Raw genomic sequence first — 17,804 nt, 5'->3', positions numbered from 1 at the left:
CGGTCACCTATCGTGTAAACAAGCGATACGCTGAAATCAACAAACCGCGCCAAACACTTGGCGCGGTTTGAAACTTAACCTTGGGTCAGTCTATTTTTCGGGTATCAATCCTCGTGGGCTGAACCTGAGCACGATGAGAAGGATTAGACCCATAGTGAACAGCCGCATATGAGCGGCACTTTCAATCAGGTGTGCCTTAAGCGCGCTGCCGTCCGGCATTCCTGCCGTAATCAGGTTCATCATCCACAAGCCAATCGGCTCGACCTGGACCCACAGGAACCAGATCAGGAAAGCCCCCAAAACTGCGCCGAAATTGTTGCCGGACCCGCCGACAATTACCATGACCCAAACAAGGAATGTAAACCGCAGCGGATTGTAGGTGCCGGGCGTCAACTGGCCGTCAAGCGTGGTCATCATCGCGCCAGCAATGCCGCAGATCGCCGACCCCAAAACGAAGATTTGCAAGTGGCGGCGGGTGACGTCCTTGCCCATTGCTTCGGCCGCGACTTCGTTGTCGCGAATGGCGCGCATCATCCGACCCCATGGGCTTTTTAGCGCCATTTGCGCCATCCATAGCAGCGCCAGCAGGACGATTGTGAACAGCAACGAATAGCCCAGCTTGACCGAAAGGGTCGAGGCCGTGACGGGATCAAGCCCCAGCCATTCGGCGCGGGCGATAAAGCCGGGATCGGCCTGCAACTCGACCTCATAACCCACCACTGGGGCGGGGCGCGGGATGCCGTAGACATTCTTGACGCCACGAGCCAGCCAGTCTTCGTTCTTCATGACGGCGATGATGATCTCGGCGATACCCAGCGTCGCAATCGCCAGATAGTCTGACCGCAGGCCCAGCGCAGTTTTCCCGATCAACCAGGCCGCGCCCGCTGCCAGCAAGCCGCCCGCAGGCCATGCCAACAGAACCGGCAGGTTCAAACCGCCGATATTGCCTGCGACTGCGGGATCAATCGCCTCGACCGCGGCGATGCTGGGATCGAACACCGCGCGATAGATAAAGAACCCGGCGATGAGAATACCGATGATAGACAGGGTTTGCATCCGTCCCTTTGGCATTCGCGTGGCGACAAGCACGGCTGCGACCACTGTCGCGGCACCCAAAAGCAGGGCTAGCAGAATACCGTACCCCCCGGCCGACCAAGCGCCCGGCGTGGGCGGGGTTGAGATCAGTACCACAGCCAATCCGCCCAGCGCGACAAATCCCATAACGCCTACATTGAACAGGCCCGCAAAGCCCCATTGCAGGTTCACCCCGATCGCCATGATCGCCGAGATCAGCCCCATGTTCAGGATCAAAATGGCCGAGTTCCAGCTTTGCGTGAATCCTGTCAGCAGGATCAGAGAGCCGACCGCAATGAAAAGCAGCGTGTTTTTGACGGACTCGGTCATACCGCTTTCCCCTTGAACAGGCCCGTGGGCTTAAACAGAAGCACGATCAGCAGGATCACGAAACTGACGGCGAATTTGTAATCGGTGGATAGGAACTGGACGAGGCCCGAGGGCTCTAGACCTTCGGGTGCTAGATAGGTCAGCACCTTTTTCCACGCATAGGTGATGGTGACTTCGGAAAACGCGATGATGAACCCGCCCGCGATGGCACCAATCGGGTTGCCAAGACCGCCGACAATGGCCGAGGCGAAGATCGGCAGCAGAAGCTGGAAATAGACGAAGGGTTTGAAGCTTTTGTCGAGACCATAGAGCACACCCGCCGTAGTCGCCAGCGCCGCGACAATGATCCATGTGATCATCACCACGCGTTCTGGGTTGATGCCGGACAGCAGCGCCAAATCCTCGTTATCGGAATAGGCGCGCATCGACTTGCCGGTGCGTGTCTTGTTCAAGAACCAGAACAACAGCACCACGGCGACAACCGCAACAACCACGGTAATGCCCTGAGAGGTCTTGATCGCCAGCCCTTCACGTAGCCCGGTCATCGCTTTGAAGTCACGAGCCGAGACGATGAACCGCGCGCCGTCCGAGAAGCGTTGATCATCAGGACCGATGATGAATCGCACGATCCCGTTCATGATGAACATCACGCCCATCGACACGATTACCAGAATGACCGGCTTGGCCTTTTGTTCGCGGTAGAACCTGTAAACCAGTCGGTCGGTGACCAGAACCAGAAAGATACAGCCCAGTATGGCAAAGGGCAGGGCAAGCAGAGCGGTCGGCAGCGGCCCGAAACTGACGCCTGCCGCTTGCAGACCCCAAGTTACCAACACAGCAATCATCGCGCCAAAGGCCATTGTGTCGCCATGAGCAAAATTCGAGAACCGCAGGATGCCATAGATCAGTGTCACCCCCAGCGCCCCCAGCGCCAACTGACTGCCATAGGCGATTGCGGGAACAAGAACGAAGTTGGAGAGCGCCACAAGGGCGTTGAGGAAGTCCATTAGTACAGCCCATCTCCAATAGTGGTACAAGTAAATTTCGTGATCCGATTAGACATGACAACAAGGTCTCTACTGCGAACTAGTGGGATAAAGTTCAGGCCAAATCCATCGGCGATTTCATTGTTTGGTATCACGACGGTCGAAAAATCAGGTCTTGGGTTCTCGTTAAGGTAACTTGTTGCATTGATCGGGTCTTCGAAAAGCCCGAGTTTTCGACGCTCGCTTGCATTGCCTATCAGAAAGTATGCTTCTCCTTCACGGATCAGAGTAAGAGAGTAAAGTGGCACTGTTACGCCCACACAAACTTCGTCCTCACACGCGGAATAAATAGTGCAGTTTGCGCGATATCCTGTTTGATCCAAGGCAGCAAAAAGGGTAGAAGATTGGAGAAGCCACGCAATTAGCAGCGTGAATGAAAATCGCATCCTCACCCCCCCAAGAAGCTCTTGCGCACTTCGGGATCGGCCAGCAGTTCCTTGCCCGTGCCGGTATAGGCGTTCCGCCCCTGAACCAGCACATATCCCTTGTCCGCGATCTCCAGCGCCTGACGGGCGTTCTGTTCGACCATCAGGATCGGCAGCCCGGTGCGAGAAACCTCGATGACCCGGTCAAACAGCTCATCCATCACGATGGGCGAGACCCCGGCGGTGGGTTCGTCCAGCATCAGCACCTTGGGCTGAGTCATCAGCGCGCGGCCCACGGCGACCTGTTGGCGTTGGCCGCCCGATAGCTCTCCGGCTGCCTGATTGCGTTTATCGCGCAAGATGGGGAATAGGTCATAGACCTGCTCCATCGTCTGGCTGATATCGTCGCGGCGGATGAAGGCACCCATCTCAAGGTTCTCCTCCACCGTCATTGAGGTGAAGATGTTCGACGTCTGCGGAACAAAGCCCATCCCCTTGATCACCCGGTCCTGCGGCGACAGTTTGGTGATGTCTTCGCCGTCCAGTCGAACAGCTCCGGCGCGGACGTCTAGCATGCCGAATACAGCCTTCATCGCGGTCGATTTGCCCGCGCCATTAGGGCCGACGATCACCGCAATCTCGCCTTTGTCGACGGCGATGGTGCAATCGTGCAGGATGTCTGGCCCTTTGCCGTAACCACCGGTCATCGTGTCGCCGATCAGGAAGGGGCCGCCCTCGACCTTATGCGTTTCACCGCTTTTGCGATGGGCGGGGGTCATCGTGCCGACGCCATGCGTGTTGGTGATCGAGGCGTCCTTGTTGCCCTTGTCGTCGTGATAAGGATTGTCGCTCACGCCCCGGCCTCCAGCTTGTCTTTGTTCTTCAGGCCGGTGCCTAGATAGGCTTCGATCACGTGCTCATTCGCTTTGATCTCATCCAAGGTACCTTCGGCCAGCACCTTGCCCTCGGCCATACAGATGACCGGGTCGCAGATTTTGCCGATGAAATCCATGTCATGCTCAATAACCACGAAGGTATAGCCGCGTTCCTTGTTCAGGCGCAGGATCGTGTCGGCGATGGTCATCAGCAGGGTACGGTTCACGCCTGCACCAACCTCGTCCAGAAAGACGATCTTGGCGTCGACCATCATGGTGCGACCCAGTTCCAGCAGTTTTTTTTGCCCGCCCGAGACCTGACCGGCCTTGTGATCGGCCAGATGTTCGATGGTCAGGAACTCCAGCACCTCATCGGCCTTGGCGCGCAGCGCGCGTTCCTCGTCAGCGATGCGTTTGCGCCCAAACCATGTGTTCCAAAGCGATTCACCCGATTGCGCGCCGGGCACCATCATCAGGTTTTCACGGCACGACATCGAGGAAAACTCATGCGCGATCTGGAACGTGCGCAGCAGGCCTTTGTGGAACAGCTCATGCGGGGGCAGGCCGGTGATGTCCTCACCGTCCATATGAACCTTGCCGCTGGTCGGCGGCAGAACGCCCGCGATCACGTTGAACAGAGTGGTTTTTCCGGCCCCGTTCGGCCCAATCAGACCGGTGATCGAGCCCTTTTGGATTTCCAGCGATGCCCCGTCCACCGCATGAAACCCGCCGAAATGCTTGTGCACGTCTTCGACGACGATCATCTTTTCCCCTAGCCGCCGTTTTCGGCGTTGTTGTCCCATCCCCGTTTGCCGGGGTGCGGCCTTTTTTCATTGAAACAGCCCGGACACAAGGCCCGGGCTGCTTGTTTTTATGACTATTTAAGTCCGATCAACGGAAGTTGACGGTCTTGTTTTCGCCGTCGGTGACTTCGATCTCACGATACGAACCGGCGCTTTCACCGGGACCGATCAGTTCAACACCGGATGCGCCGACATAGTCGATGTCCTGACCTGCGGCCAGCAATTCCAGACCCTTGGCCAGTTCACCGGGATAGATTTTTTCACCCGGAGCGTTGGCGACGTCCATAATCTTGGCGCCGTAGTCCGCAGGGTTGGTGGATCCGGCGGCCTGCATTGCCAGCATGAACAGCGCTGCGGCGTCATAGCTTTCCGGCGAATAGGGCGACGAGCCGTCGAAACCCGCAGCTTCGGCCATGGCAAAGTACTTTTCAGCACCTTCACCGCCCGAACCGGCGATCTGACCGAACGAGCCGTTCAGGTCGGGGCCGACGTTATTGGGCAGCGAGTCACCGATCATGCCACCGGGCAGACCGAATGTGTCAAACGCACCGCTGTCCAGCGCCGACTGGATGATGCCCAGACCGCCCTGATCCAGATAGCCCGCGACCACCAGTATGTCGCCACCGGCCGAGGCCAGCGCGCCCACTTCGGCCGAGTAGTCGGCCTTGCCGTCTTCGTGCGCGGCCACGATGGTGACTTCGCCACCCGAAGCCTCGAACGACGACTGGATCGCGTCCGCCAGACCTTTACCATAGTCGTTGTTGGTGTAGGTCAGAGCGATCGAGCTGATGCCGCGATCGTTCAGGATGTCGGCCATCACCTGACCTTCGCGTGCATCCGACGGGGCGGTGCGGAAGAACAGGCCATTGTCTTCCATGGTCGACAGGCCGGGCGAGGTTGCCGACGGTGAGATCATGACCATGCCGTTCGGAATCGCGACGTTCTGCAGGATCGCTCCGGTCACGCCCGAGCAGTCGCCGCCGATGATGCCAGCGACACCGTCTGCGATCATGCGCTCACCGTTCGAGGTGGCCAGACCGTTGTCGATGCAGCCGGTGTCAGCGCGGGATGCCGAAACAGACGAACCGTCCAGCAGTTTTCCGGATTCGGTGACTTCGGCCATTGCCAGTTCCGCGCCCGAGCCCATGGCAGGTGCCAGCGATTCAATCGGACCGGTAAAGCCGAACAGAACGCCCAGTGTGACATCTTCGGCCATTGCGGTGCCGGACAGCAGAGCGGTTGCTGCAGTTGCTGTAAGCAGCTTTTTCATATGGTTACTCCCTATTGTGAACGTATTCGTTCTGGGCATGACCCTAGGCAAGCTGTTCGGAAAAGAAAAGTCCTAACGCAAACGTGTTTTTGCGGCCCATAATCCTATTTGTTTTGTTGCGGTTGTCGCAGTGCCCCTAAAGTGGAGATCCCCATGCTCAGAGCGTTCGCGGTTTCACTCCTGTTGTTCGGTCCAATGGTGGCCGACGCCGATGAACTAAGAACATCAGCCGGTCCGGTGCAGGTGAGCGCACTTGTCGATGGGCTGGATACCCCGTGGGCGGTAGGGATACTGCCAGACGGTACGTTTCTGGTGACCGAGCGTGACGGACAGCTATTATATGTCACTGACGGGGACGCACGCCGGGTGCGCGGTGCACCGGATGTGGTGGCCAAAGGGCAGGGTGGGTTGCTGGACGTGACCATCGCACGCGATTTTACCCAAAGCCGTGAGATTTTTCTTACTTTTTCAAAACGTCAGAAGGGTGGTGCAGGAACTGCCGTGGCGGTCGCACGCCTGTCAGAGAACGGAAAACGCCTTACAAATCTAAGGGTGATCTTCGAAGCCATGCCGGGGGGATCTGGTGGTCGGCATTTTGGGTCTCGGGTCTTAGAAGCCGATGACGGAACCTTGTTTGTCACAATCGGTGATCGCGGTGACCGGCCTCAAGCTCAGGACAGGTCGAACCATATCGGCTCGGTTATCCGGATAAACCGGGATGGTTCGGTCCCGTCTGACAACCCGTTTGTCGGTCAACCCGATTTAAGGCCCGAGATTTGGTCTTATGGGCATAGAAACCCACAGGGCGCGGGTCTTGATGCACAAGGGCGACTGTGGACGTCGGAACATGGTGCGCGGGGCGGGGATGAGGTGAATCTTGTTCTGCCGGGTCAGAACTTCGGTTGGCCGGTTATTTCCTACGGTAAGCATTATTCAGGCAAGTCAATCGGCGAAGGCACCGCGAAGTCCGGGATGCAGCAACCGAAATTCTACTGGGACCCATCCATCGCACCTTCGGGATTGATGGTGTATTCCGGAAAACTCTGGCCCGAGTGGAAGGGCGACATCTTCGTGGGGTCGCTCAAGTTCAACTACATCGCCCGGCTTGAGGGGTCACCCCTAAAGGAAGTCGAGCAAATCAAAGGAGCCGAGACCGAGCGCGTCCGGGACATTGTCGAAGCGCCTGACGGGTCCATTTGGTTTATTTCCGTAGGAGAAGGCGCGGTTTATCGGATGGCGCCCGGAGGTTAAACCGAAAGGCGACCACTTTGGGCACCGCGCTCCCGGTATGGTGTCGTATTATAGTGCGCGCGGTAGCATTTCGAGAAATGCGAGGGGCTGGCGAAGCCGCAGGCAAGCGCCACGTTAATGACACTCATATCTGTCTGCATCAGCAGGTTGCGCGCTTTGTGCAGCCTAAGCTCCATGTAGTACCGCTTGGGAGAACGGCTCAGGTAGCGACGGAACAGGCGTTCCAACTGGCGCGTGGACATGCCCACATCCTTGGCAAGGATCGAAGGTGAGATCGGTTCCTCGATGTTTTTTTCCATCATCAGGATGACCTGGCTCAACTTGGGATGGCGCACGCCGATGCGGGTAGGGGTGGACAGGCGCTGCGTGTCCTGATCGGTGCGGATCGAGGAATAGATCATCTGGTCGGCGACCGCGTTGGCAAGATCTTCGCCGTAATCATCAGCGATGATCTTCAGCATCAGGTCGATGGATGAGGTCCCGCCCGCAGTTGTCATCCGGTTGCCATCAATTTGGAAAACAGACTTTGTTAGCTCGACCTCATCGAATTCCTCGATAAAGCTGTCCGAGTTTTCCCAGTGGATCGTCGCACGTTTGCCGTCCAGAAGTCCGGCCTTGGCCAGAGTATAGGCCGCTGTGCAAAGCCCGCCGATTTTCAGACCACGCCGTGCCTCGCGCCGAACCCAATTCAGAACTTTCTTGGTGGTCGCCGCCTGAACGTCTACACCGCCGCATATGATCACAACGTCGTCGCGCTGCAATTCGTTCAGATCGGTGTCCAGCTTGAACTCGGTCCCGGCCGAGCATTTGACGGTATCACCGCCTTCGCCTGCAAAAGTCCACGAATACAGCTCTTTGTCGGCCATGCGATTGGCAATACGCAGGCTGTCCAGCGCCGAAGCAAAGGACAGCAGCGAAAATTTGTCCAGCAAGACAAATACGAAATTCTTAGGGTTGGCCGCAGTGTCTTCCACCGTGACAACTTGGCGTTGCTCTTGCATGGCGAGGTGTCCTTGATTCGGCGCCTAATGACGTTGCGTCGGCGACAGATTTGACAGCAACCATGATCAAAGCTTGTTTCCCGCGTCAAGAGGCGCAAATCGTATATGGTCACTCTTCAATGCATTTTGTATAGAGACGACCTGAATACTTCAGCGGAGATCAAAGCTATGACCGAGTGGCAAAAATCGAACTGGCGCAACAAGCCCCGGGTTCAGATGCCAGATTATACCGACGCGGACGCGCTGTCTAAGGTCGAGGCCCAGCTTTCGCAGTATCCCCCGCTGGTTTTTGCCGGGGAAGCGCGCCGCCTGAAACAGCTTTTGGGTGCCGCCGGACGTGGAGAGGCGTTCCTGCTGCAAGGTGGCGACTGTGCTGAAAGCTTTGAACAATTCAGCGCCGACGCAATCCGTGATACCTTCAAGGTGATGCTGCAAATGGCGATGGTGCTGACGTATGGCGCCAAAGTTCCCGTGGTCAAAGTTGGCCGGATGGCGGGACAGTTTGCCAAGCCACGCAGCGCCCCGACCGAGGTTGTCGATGGTGTGGAACTGCCAAGTTATCGTGGCGACATCATCAACGAACTGGCGTTCACGCCCGAAGCGCGTATTCCGAATCCCGGCAAGATGTTGCAGGCCTATACGCAGGCCGCGGCGACGCTTAACCTTTTGCGGGCCTTCTCGACCGGAGGCTTCGCGGATATGAGCATGGTGCATTCGTGGACTTTGGGCTTCACGGACGAACAGGACGTTCAGAAATACTCTGAGATTGCGGACCGGATTCAGGACACGATCGACTTTATGCACGCGGCTGGTATCACCGCCGACACCACGCATGAGTTCTCGACCGTCGAGTTCTATACCAGCCACGAAAGTCTGCTGCTGGAGTATGAAGAGGCGTTGACGCGTCTGGATTCGACTTCTGGCAACTGGCTGGCCGGGTCTGGCCATATGATCTGGATCGGCGACCGCACCCGTCAGCCCGACGGCGCGCATGTGGAATTCTGCCGCGGTGTATTGAACCCAATTGGTCTGAAATGCGGTCCGACCACGACGGCGGAAGACCTGAAGGTTCTGATGTCCAAGCTAAACCCCGAAAACGAAGAGGGTCGCCTGACCCTGATCGCGCGGTTCGGAGCGGGCAAAGCCGGTGAGCATCTGCCGCGTCTGGTCAAAGCCGTGAAGGAAGAGGGTGCTAATGTGACTTGGGTCTGCGATCCGATGCACGGCAATACCATCAAATCGGCAACGGGCTACAAGACGCGTCCGTTTGATTCAGTCCTGCGCGAAGTTCGCGACTTTTTTGGCGTACATCAGGCCGAGGGTACTATCCCCGGTGGTGTACATTTCGAGATGACCGGTCTGGATGTAACCGAATGCACGGGCGGCGTGCGCGCCGTGACGGAAGAGGATCTTTCAGACCGCTACCACACCGCCTGCGATCCTCGTTTGAACGCGTCGCAGTCCCTTGAACTGGCCTTCCTTGTGGCCGAGGAACTGACTAACCTGAGGCGCGATCGCAGCAAACGAGCGGCGAGCTAAATCATAGAAAAAGCGGGCAAAGGCCCGCTTTTTTGTTACCTAATCATCTCGCGATACAACCAGACGCAAATGGGACTTTGAGTGATCAAACTCCCTTTATCCCTCGGCAAATCCTGCTGAGGTCGGTTCGATCTTCGTGCGCGGTGATTGAACGGACGCCACTGTGCGAACCTTCTGACCAAGCACGCCGAACTGCCTGGGCGTGGCTCCGATGGCGCCATTGCTGGCAAGTACGCCCAAGACGCGGCTTACGTCCCCTAAATCGCTTTTCAGTGGCAGCAGGATCATGCGCGCATCCAGATGGGCGCGCCCCGGTTTCCCAGCGCCTGCAAGTTCAAACTCGGCAATCGCAGGACCTGCAAAAACCTGCTCCAATATCTCTGTAACCTGAGATCGTGCCGACGGTTCGAAAAAGGCGGTCAGAGGCATGCCCCGAACCTCCATCCCGGCAAGCCTGTTCAGATGACTGCCCGCAAGGCGAAACCTGGCCAGGCCGGGTGCTATGCGTTCGAGGATAAAGGTGTTTTCCAAAATGTTCTCAAGTCCGCGCGGATCAATCTGCGATCGCATTGGAATCTCGCCACCCGATAGCAGCGCGCTCCAATAAGCCTCAGCCTGGCGAATGGGCGAAAATATGCGGCCACTGTCAAAGCGATCCATCGCGATGATCTTTCCAAAGTTAGACCCGGACCCGTTTCCGAAAAAGGTTGTCATTTCATAGCCCTAACGCCAAGTGGCCATCATTTTCCTAAAATGCCAGATATCGAGGGCATTTTTCGAATGACCAGTTCTGACAGGGGCCAAACTGACATGGTTGGTGCCACTCTTGGAGGAATTCTTTAATGAATGGTTAACTTAGCTGTCTTCAGGCGAAACCCAGCAAACTCTTGCCCTGCGTGCTGTGATGGCATTAGGTGCGGTCAAGTATTCTGAGACGAGCAGCGACGAAAGGGCGGGCATGATCAGATCCATGACTGGATTTGCCTCTGGCAAGGGGGCGTTTGGGCCGCATAGCTGGACGTGGGAGTTGCGCAGCGTCAATGGCAAGGGGCTAGACATGCGCGTGCGTGCTCCGGACTGGTTGACGGGGTTAGAGGTCGCATTGCGTGGGCAATTGTCCAAGGCCCTGAGCCGGGGAAGCGTCACGCTGTCCCTGCGGCTTAACCGTGATGAATCTGCGCCGGACCTTGTTTTGAACGAAGTCGCAATGGGGGCTGCGCTGGAGGCCCTGGCAAAAACGCAGCAAATGGCAGAAGCGCGGGATATCATGCTTGCCCCGTCGCGTGCTTCTGACCTTATCGCGTTAAAAGGTATGCTGGATGCGGGCAGCGACGTAGACGATCCTGCGCCATTGGTCGAACATCTAATCGCTGAGTTCCCGGGGCTTTTGACCGAATTTATCGCGATGCGCGAGACCGAAGGTCAGGCGCTTTCGCAAATATTGAACGGTCAACTGGAAACGGTGGCGGAATTGACAGAACAGGCTGCAATTCTGGCGGAGCAGCGAAAGGACAAGGTCGCAGAAACGCTGCGCGAGAACCTGTCGCGCGTCATGGATAACGCGCAGGGTGCCGACCCGGACCGTGTTGCGCAGGAACTTGCACTGATCGCGGTCAAGGCCGATATCACCGAAGAAATTGATCGCCTGAAAGCGCATGTCTTGGCTGCGCGGGACTTGCTGGATCAGGACGTTGCAGTTGGCCGAAAGCTTGACTTTCTGATGCAGGAGTTCAACCGGGAGGCCAATACCCTGTGTTCAAAGGCGCAAAGTGCCGATCTGACTTCGGTAGGGCTTGAGTTGAAAGCCGTTATAGATCAGATGCGCGAACAAGTTCAGAACGTGGAATAACGACAGGAGCGCCAAATGGCGGATCGACGCGGCCTACTTATCATTCTGTCCTCGCCCTCTGGTGCAGGAAAATCCACATTGGCCAAACGGTTGATGCAGTGGGATACCGATCTGGAGTTTTCGGTCTCGGCCACCACCCGCGCGCCGCGTCCGGGCGAAGAACACGGTCGCGAGTATTTCTTTCTGACGGAGGATGCGTTCAAACAGCAGGTCGCCGAAGGGCAGATGCTGGAACACGCGCATGTTTTCGGGAACTTCTACGGCTCACCAGCCGGGCCTGTCCGCGAGTCGATCAACAGCGGAAAGGACGTTTTGTTCGATGTGGATTGGCAAGGTGAAGTTCAGATCCGCAACTCGGACCTTGGCAAACACGCGCTTTCGATCTTTATCCTGCCGCCCTCGATCCCGGAACTGCGCCGTCGGTTGGAAAGCCGTGGCCAGGACAGTGACGACGTGATCGCCAAACGGATGCTCAAGAGCTGGGACGAAATCAGCCATTGGGGGTATTACGATTACGTTCTGGTCAATGACGATCTGGATTCGACGGAAGAAAAGCTGAAGACCATCGTCAGCGCCGAACGTATGCGCCGTATTCAGCAACCCAGCCTTCAAAACCACGTTCGCGCACTACAAAATGAATTTGAGGGCCTGTCATGACAATCTACGCCTTGGGCGAGCATACGCCGCAAATTCACGATGACACATGGGTTGCACCGGACGCCAACCTGATCGGTAAAGTGGTGATGGAGCAGGGCGCCTCGGTCTGGTTTGGGTCCACCATCCGCGCCGACCATGAAGAGATCCGCATCGGCGAAGGCAGCAATGTTCAGGAAAACTGCGTCATGCATATTGATGCAGGTTTTCCCCTGACTATTGGCAAGAACTGCACCATCGGCCACAAGGTTATGCTGCATGGCTGTACGATTGGCGAGAACTCTCTGATTGGAATGGGGGCGATCGTCCTGAATGGGGCAAAGATTGGCAAGAATTGCCTGATCGGGGCAGGGGCTTTGATTACGGAAGGCAAAGAGATACCGGATAATTCACTTGTTATGGGATCACCGGGCAAGGTTGTGCGCACATTGGACGATGCAGCCGCGAAGGGTCTGACCCTAAGCGCCCTGCATTACCAGAGCAATATGCGCAGGTTCCGGGATACGATGACGGCGGTCTGATTACCTCCAAGAGGTTTTTTCCATGTCAAATGACCAGCTCACCGAATTTGTCGCGGCCGTTCCCATGCCGGCTTTGGTGGTCGATCAAACGGAACGCATTATCGCCGCCAACACGCACGCCAAAACCTTGCTTGGCGCGGGGATCGAGGGTCGGCACTTCGCAACGATCCTGAGGCAGCCTCAGGTCATCGAAGCCATGGAGCAGAGCCTGCGCACAAAAGGGCCGGCGAAAACGCGTCACCTGGCGAACGACGGGGCGCAGGACACAACCTTCGAAGTTCAGTGCCGGTATATGAACGGCGTCGGAGCGGTTTCCGGCGGCGCTGTGTTGGCCATCTTTCAGGATGTCACCCATCTGGAGCAGGCCGGTCAGATGCGTCGTGACTTCGTTGCCAATGTCAGTCACGAGCTGCGAACCCCTCTGACCGCCTTGATGGGGTTCATTGAAACCCTACGGGGACCTGCCCGTGACGATGCCGTCGCGCGCGAGCGGTTTCTTAAGATCATGACCGAGGAAGCCAACCGCATGAACAGGTTGGTGGGTGATTTGCTTTCATTGAACCGGGTTGAAAGCGAAGAACGCGTCCGCCCGAAAGAGCAACTTGAACTGACGGGAATGATGCAGTCGATTTTGAACTCGGTACGTCCTTTGGCCGAGGACGCCGGTGTCGAACTGACCCTTTCGGCGGATCAGGGGCCTGTTACGTTAACCGGTGACAGCGATCAGCTGCGTCAGGTTTTCACCAACCTGATCGAAAACGGAATCAAATACGGCGGCAGCGGTGGAGTGGTCAAGGTACGCATCACGTCCTCGGACCGGGATACGGCGATGCGTGGTCCTGCTGTAAGGGTACAGGTCATCGACAAGGGGCCGGGAATCGATGCGACACACTTGCCGCGTCTGACTGAGCGATTCTATCGCGCCGACAGTCATAGATCGCGTGAGCTGGGCGGAACGGGGCTGGGCTTGGCCATTGTGAAGCATATTGTAAATCGCCACCGTGGTCGCCTGCGCGTGGAAAGCGACCTTGGAAAAGGTTCTGTGTTTACAGTTATTTTGCCACGATAACTCGGTTCAGATTCTGTCTATGGTCGTCCAATTTGTCAGTTTTTGGCCGATATTTCTTTCGTAACGTCACCTTCAAACAAAGCAAGGTGTCATAAAAGCGTTACAAACCTGTCACAAAAGGCTTACGCACGGCTCTTAGGGGTGCCGCAGGATCATCATGGGGGTGATCAAATTCTATCCTTTCAGGGAGACTGAAATGTCCTTTGTAAAACTGTCGGCTTCGGCTCTTGCCATCTCTGCAATCTCGGCCACTGCTGCCGCTGCTCGTGATCAGGTTCAGGTAGCTGGTTCTTCGACCGTCCTGCCTTATGCTTCGATTGTTGCTGAAGCCTTCGGTGAGAACTTTGACTTCCCGACACCGGTTGTTGAATCGGGCGGTTCGTCGGCTGGCCTCAAGCGCTTCTGCGAAGGTGTTGGCGAAAACACCATCGACGTTGCCAACGCATCGCGCGCTATCCGCGAGAAAGAAATCAAAGCTTGCGCCGAAAACGGTGTAACGGACATCATCGAAGTTCAGATCGGCTATGACGGCATCGTTTTCGCATCCGACATCAACGGCAACTCGTTCGAGTTCACGCCGGAAGACTGGTACAAAGCGCTGGCAGCCAAAATCGTCGTGGACGGTGAAGTTGTCGACAACCCCAACAAGACCTGGGCCGACGTGAACCCGGACTTCCCGGCGCAGCCGATCGCAACCTTCATTCCGGGCACCAAGCACGGCACCCGTGAAGTGTTCGAAGATAAGGTTATCTTGGCTGGCTGTGAGCACCTGGGCGATTTCGAAGTGTTCAAGGCAGCTGCCGGCGACGACAAGAAAGCAGCCGAGAAACAGTGCATCGCGATCCGCACCGACGGCGTGTCGGTCGACATCGACGGCGACTACACCGAAACTCTGGCCCGTATCGACAGCAACAAGGACGGCATCGGCGTCTTTGGTCTGGCCTTCTACGAGAACAATACCGACAAGCTGCAAGTTGCGACCATGTCGGGCGTTGTTCCCTCGACCGAGTCGATCGCATCAGGTGAGTATCCGGTTTCGCGTCCGCTGTTCTTCTACGTGAAAAAAGCCCATATCGGCGTGATCCCCGGTCTGAAAGAATATGCTGAGTTCTTCGTCGCGGACGAGATCGCAGGCCCCGACGGCCCGCTGGCAGAATACGGTCTGGTCTCGGATCCTGAACTGGCGAAAGTACAGGAAACAGTTGCGAACGAAACCGTTCTGGGCGGCGGTTCCTAATATATCTTGTGAACGGAACCGGGGCGTAATATTCGCGCCCCGGTTCTTTTTGACTCCTCCACTTGCGATACCATCGGAGTTCTCATGGCATTATCCTGGCTGCTGCTTATCCTGCTTGCGCTGGCAGTGATCGGTTTCTTCACGGGTCGCTCCCGTGCCTTGGCAAGCGCAGGAGGAGACGCGCGCGATTTGCATTCGCTGCCGTCCTATTATGGGTACAATGTCGCCCTGTCTGCGTTGGTTCCGGCACTTGGCGTTTTGATTGTATGGCTTCTTGCCCAGCCGATGATCGTGAACAGTACGGTTTCCAGCCTTATCCCCGAGCAGTCGATCTCAGAAGGTTCTGATCGCGGCCTCATAATGAGCGAAGTACGTCGTGTGGCCGTTGGGTTGGATGGGGCAGTCGCCGCAGGCGCAATGACCGAAGCGCAGGCCCAAGACGCGAATTCGGATATTGATCAACTGACGGCAACACTAAAGGACGCCGGGCAGGTACTGACACAGGAGATTTCTCAGCCGATCCTGATTGCGGCGCAAAAATACCGCAGTATGACGTCGACCGGATCGGTTGCCATGCAGGCCATTGTTCTGGCTGTCGCACTTTTGGGGGCAGCGTTCGCTTATATCCGCACGCATAAAGAATTCCGCGCCCGTAACGTGGTCGAGCAGGCGGTTCTGGCGCTACTGCTGCTGGCGGCCTCTATCGCGATCCTGACAACCGTGGGCATCGTTTTGTCGATGCTCTTTGAAACGCTGAACTTCTTCCAGCTTCATTCGTGGAAAGACTTCTTCTTTGGCAGTACTTGGGCCCCCAACTTCCGTGGCGGGTCAGAGCTGTCGATCCTTCCGCTGCTGTGGGGTACGCTCTATATCTCGTTGATTGCGTTGCTGGTCGCGGTACCGATTGGCCTGTTCGCGGCGATCTACCTGTCGGAATACGCCACGGGCGCGACGCGCGCTGTGGCGAAACCGCTGCTTGAAATCCTAGCCGGTATCCCGACCATCGTTTACGGTCTGTTTGCCCTTTTGACGGTCGGCCCCGCATTGGTGTCGATGTTCGGCGAAGGCGGTGCGCTGGGGGTTGGCTGGATGGCCAGCTCGAACGCGGTGCTGACTGCGGGGCTGGTAATGGGCATCATGCTGATCCCGTTCGTGTCCTCGCTGTCGGATGACATCATCAACGCGGTTCCGCAGTCGATGCGCGATGGGTCGTTGGGATTAGGTGCTACAAAGTCCGAAACCGTGCGTCAGGTGGTTCTGCCCGCCGCTTTGCCGGGTATCGTGGGTGCGATCCTGCTGGCCGCCAGCCGCGCCATTGGCGAGACAATGATCGTGGTTATGGCCGCCGGTGCAATCGCCAAGTTCTCGGGCAACCCGTTCGAGGCGATGACGACCATCACAACCCGGATCGTCAGTCAGTTGACCGGCGATACCGACTTTGCCAGCCCTGAGACGCTGGTGGCCTTTGCGCTGGGTCTGACCCTGTTCATCATCACGCTGGGGCTGAACATCTTCGCCCTTTATATCGTACGCAAATACCGGGAGCAGTACGAATGACCGATATTTCCCAAACGCCTGGCGCTGCTCCTGCTGCAAAGCCCAGGGGTGGCTCACTGTTCGAGAAAGACGCGCGCACCAAACGCCGTAATGCCGCCGAGGGTCGGTTCAAGCTGTACGGGGTTGCCGCCATCGGGATTGGCCTGCTGATGCTGATCATTCTGGTCGCGAATATCGTGACAGCAGGCACCGGCGCCTTCCAGCAGAGCTTTCTTGAGCTGAATGTCGAGCTAAAGGCCGACAAGCTGGACAAGAAGGGCAACCGCAACATCGAAGATATCAAAAAGGTCTCGACCTTCGGATATGCCCCGTTGATTGCCTCGGCGCTTGAGGCCGAAGTACAGGAACTTGGTATTCAGACGGATCTGAAACCCAAAGAAATGGGTAAGATCCTGTCAAAGTCGGCGCAGGCTCAGTTGCGGAACTACGTGATCGCCAACCCTGATCAGATCGGCAAAACCGTCAGCTTCCGCTTTCTGGTCAACAGCCGCGTCGATGGGTATATGAAAGGCCGCGTCACCCGTGAGTCTATCGCCAATGACAAAAGCATAACGGCTGCACAGTTGGATTTTGTAGATCAATTGCGGGACGCGGGTGTGCTGTATAAGGCGTTCAACCCCGATTTCATCTTCGGCTCTGACGCTTCAGACCAACGGCCCGAGGCCGCGGGGATCGGTGTGTCTATGCTGGGATCGCTGTTCATGATGTTCGTGGTGTTGGCTTTGGCGCTGCCGATCGGTGTTGCGGCCTCGATCTATCTTGAGGAGTTTGCGCCACAGAACCGGCTGACAGATATCATTGAGGTGAACATTTCGAATCTGGCCGCCGTCCCGTCGATTGTGTTCGGTATTTTGGGTCTGGCCGTGTTCATCAACTATATGCACTTACCGACCTCGGCGCCGCTGGTGGGCGGTTTGGTGCTGACGCTGATGACGTTGCCGACGATCATCATCTCGACACGCGCGTCGCTGAAGGCGGTGCCGCCGTCGATCCGCGATGCAGCCCTTGGGGTAGGGGCCTCGAAAATGCAGGCGGTGTTCCACCATGTGCTGCCGCTGGCCGCTCCCGGCATTTTGACCGGCACCATCATTGGTCTGGCGCAGGCGCTTGGCGAAACCGCACCGCTGCTTTTGATCGGGATGGTGGGCTTTATCGCCTCGAACCCGCCGGATGGGATTGTGGCGGGGTTCCTGTCGCCGAACTCGGCCATGCCTGCACAAATCTACGAATGGTCCAAACGCGCTGACCCTGCTTTTTACGAACGTGCTTGGGGGGGAATCATCATTCTGTTGATCTTCCTCGTGACAATGAACACCATCGCGGTACTCCTGCGCCGCCGCTTTGAACGCCGCTGGTAAGGGGC

The 17,804-nt window shown here is 57.0% G+C and carries 16 protein-coding genes; 9 read left to right on the top strand and 7 right to left on the bottom strand.

Annotated elements, in window-relative coordinates:
- Positions 1–90: 90 nt before the first annotated feature.
- The 5 genes from GOX75_RS04855 to GOX75_RS04835 all read right to left on the bottom strand — a co-directional run bounded on the left by GOX75_RS04855 (position 91) and on the right by GOX75_RS04835 (position 5,763).
- Positions 91–1,404 (bottom strand): branched-chain amino acid ABC transporter permease, encoded by a 1,314-nt coding sequence (locus GOX75_RS04855; RefSeq protein WP_171121453.1) that lies wholly within the window; start codon positions 1,402–1,404, stop codon positions 91–93.
- Positions 1,401–2,411 carry a branched-chain amino acid ABC transporter permease gene (locus tag GOX75_RS04850; RefSeq protein ID WP_171121452.1) on the bottom strand — a complete coding sequence of 337 codons (1,011 nt, stop codon included), beginning with the start codon at positions 2,409–2,411 and terminating at the stop codon, positions 1,401–1,403. Before GOX75_RS04850 ends, GOX75_RS04855 begins: the two co-directional genes overlap by 4 nt.
- Positions 2,412–2,838: 427 nt before the next feature.
- Complete coding sequence (locus GOX75_RS04845) at positions 2,839–3,669, bottom strand: ABC transporter ATP-binding protein (RefSeq protein ID WP_171121451.1); 831 nt, start codon at positions 3,667–3,669, stop codon at positions 2,839–2,841.
- Positions 3,666–4,454: an ABC transporter ATP-binding protein gene (locus tag GOX75_RS04840; protein WP_171121450.1), complete on the bottom strand. Its 789-nt coding sequence runs from the start codon at positions 4,452–4,454 to the stop codon at positions 3,666–3,668. Before GOX75_RS04840 ends, GOX75_RS04845 begins: the two co-directional genes overlap by 4 nt.
- 127 nt (positions 4,455–4,581) lie before the next feature.
- Positions 4,582–5,763 (bottom strand): ABC transporter substrate-binding protein, encoded by a 1,182-nt coding sequence (locus GOX75_RS04835; RefSeq protein ID WP_171121449.1) that lies wholly within the window; start codon positions 5,761–5,763, stop codon positions 4,582–4,584.
- A gap of 153 nt (positions 5,764–5,916) precedes the next feature.
- Here GOX75_RS04835 and GOX75_RS04830 point away from each other — a divergent pair, with 153 nt between their 5' ends.
- The gene (locus tag GOX75_RS04830; RefSeq protein ID WP_171121448.1) at positions 5,917–7,014 is read left to right on the top strand and encodes a PQQ-dependent sugar dehydrogenase; all 1,098 of its coding nucleotides are present in this window, start codon (positions 5,917–5,919) and stop codon (positions 7,012–7,014) included.
- On the opposite strand, the gene GOX75_RS04825 is transcribed toward GOX75_RS04830, so the two are convergent.
- The gene (locus GOX75_RS04825) at positions 7,011–8,015 is read right to left on the bottom strand and encodes a GlxA family transcriptional regulator (protein WP_171121447.1); all 1,005 of its coding nucleotides are present in this window, start codon (positions 8,013–8,015) and stop codon (positions 7,011–7,013) included. The two genes, GOX75_RS04830 and GOX75_RS04825, sit on opposite strands and share 4 nt — an antisense overlap.
- Positions 8,016–8,183: 168 nt before the next feature.
- Between GOX75_RS04825 and GOX75_RS04820 the strand changes: the two genes are divergently transcribed.
- Entirely contained in the window at positions 8,184–9,554 is a 1,371-nt protein-coding gene (locus tag GOX75_RS04820; RefSeq protein WP_171121446.1) for a class II 3-deoxy-7-phosphoheptulonate synthase, read from the top strand.
- A gap of 96 nt (positions 9,555–9,650) precedes the next feature.
- On the opposite strand, the gene GOX75_RS04815 is transcribed toward GOX75_RS04820, so the two are convergent.
- Entirely contained in the window at positions 9,651–10,268 is a 618-nt protein-coding gene (locus GOX75_RS04815) for a PAS domain-containing protein (RefSeq protein ID WP_171121445.1), read from the bottom strand.
- A gap of 256 nt (positions 10,269–10,524) precedes the next feature.
- Here GOX75_RS04815 and GOX75_RS04810 point away from each other — a divergent pair, with 256 nt between their 5' ends.
- The 7 genes from GOX75_RS04810 to pstA all read left to right on the top strand — a co-directional run bounded on the left by GOX75_RS04810 (position 10,525) and on the right by pstA (position 17,799).
- Entirely contained in the window at positions 10,525–11,403 is an 879-nt protein-coding gene (locus GOX75_RS04810; protein ID WP_254428762.1) for a YicC/YloC family endoribonuclease, read from the top strand.
- A 15-nt stretch (positions 11,404–11,418) separates the two neighbouring features.
- Entirely contained in the window at positions 11,419–12,060 is a 642-nt protein-coding gene (gene gmk / locus GOX75_RS04805; RefSeq protein ID WP_171121443.1) for a guanylate kinase, read from the top strand.
- Complete coding sequence (locus tag GOX75_RS04800; RefSeq protein ID WP_171121442.1) at positions 12,057–12,578, top strand: gamma carbonic anhydrase family protein; 522 nt, start codon at positions 12,057–12,059, stop codon at positions 12,576–12,578. Before gmk ends, GOX75_RS04800 begins: the two co-directional genes overlap by 4 nt.
- Positions 12,579–12,600: 22 nt before the next feature.
- Positions 12,601–13,647, top strand: coding sequence for an ATP-binding protein (locus GOX75_RS04795; RefSeq protein WP_171121441.1), 1,047 nt, complete (start codon positions 12,601–12,603; stop codon positions 13,645–13,647).
- A gap of 196 nt (positions 13,648–13,843) precedes the next feature.
- Positions 13,844–14,884 carry a substrate-binding domain-containing protein gene (locus tag GOX75_RS04790; protein ID WP_171121440.1) on the top strand — a complete coding sequence of 347 codons (1,041 nt, stop codon included), beginning with the start codon at positions 13,844–13,846 and terminating at the stop codon, positions 14,882–14,884.
- A gap of 84 nt (positions 14,885–14,968) precedes the next feature.
- Positions 14,969–16,441, top strand: coding sequence for a phosphate ABC transporter permease subunit PstC (pstC, locus tag GOX75_RS04785; RefSeq protein WP_171121439.1), 1,473 nt, complete (start codon positions 14,969–14,971; stop codon positions 16,439–16,441).
- A complete protein-coding gene (gene pstA / locus GOX75_RS04780; protein ID WP_171121438.1) occupies positions 16,438–17,799 on the top strand; it encodes a phosphate ABC transporter permease PstA in 1,362 nt (453 codons plus the stop codon). Before pstC ends, pstA begins: the two co-directional genes overlap by 4 nt.
- The last annotated feature ends 5 nt before the right edge of the window (positions 17,800–17,804 follow it).

Origin of the sequence: Ruegeria sp. HKCCD7251 (assembly GCF_013031165.1) — a bacterium.
Classification (GTDB): domain Bacteria; phylum Pseudomonadota; class Alphaproteobacteria; order Rhodobacterales; family Rhodobacteraceae; genus Ruegeria.
The sequence above is the reverse complement of the archived record's forward strand: the minus strand, read 5'-3'. Positions and strand labels throughout refer to the sequence as shown.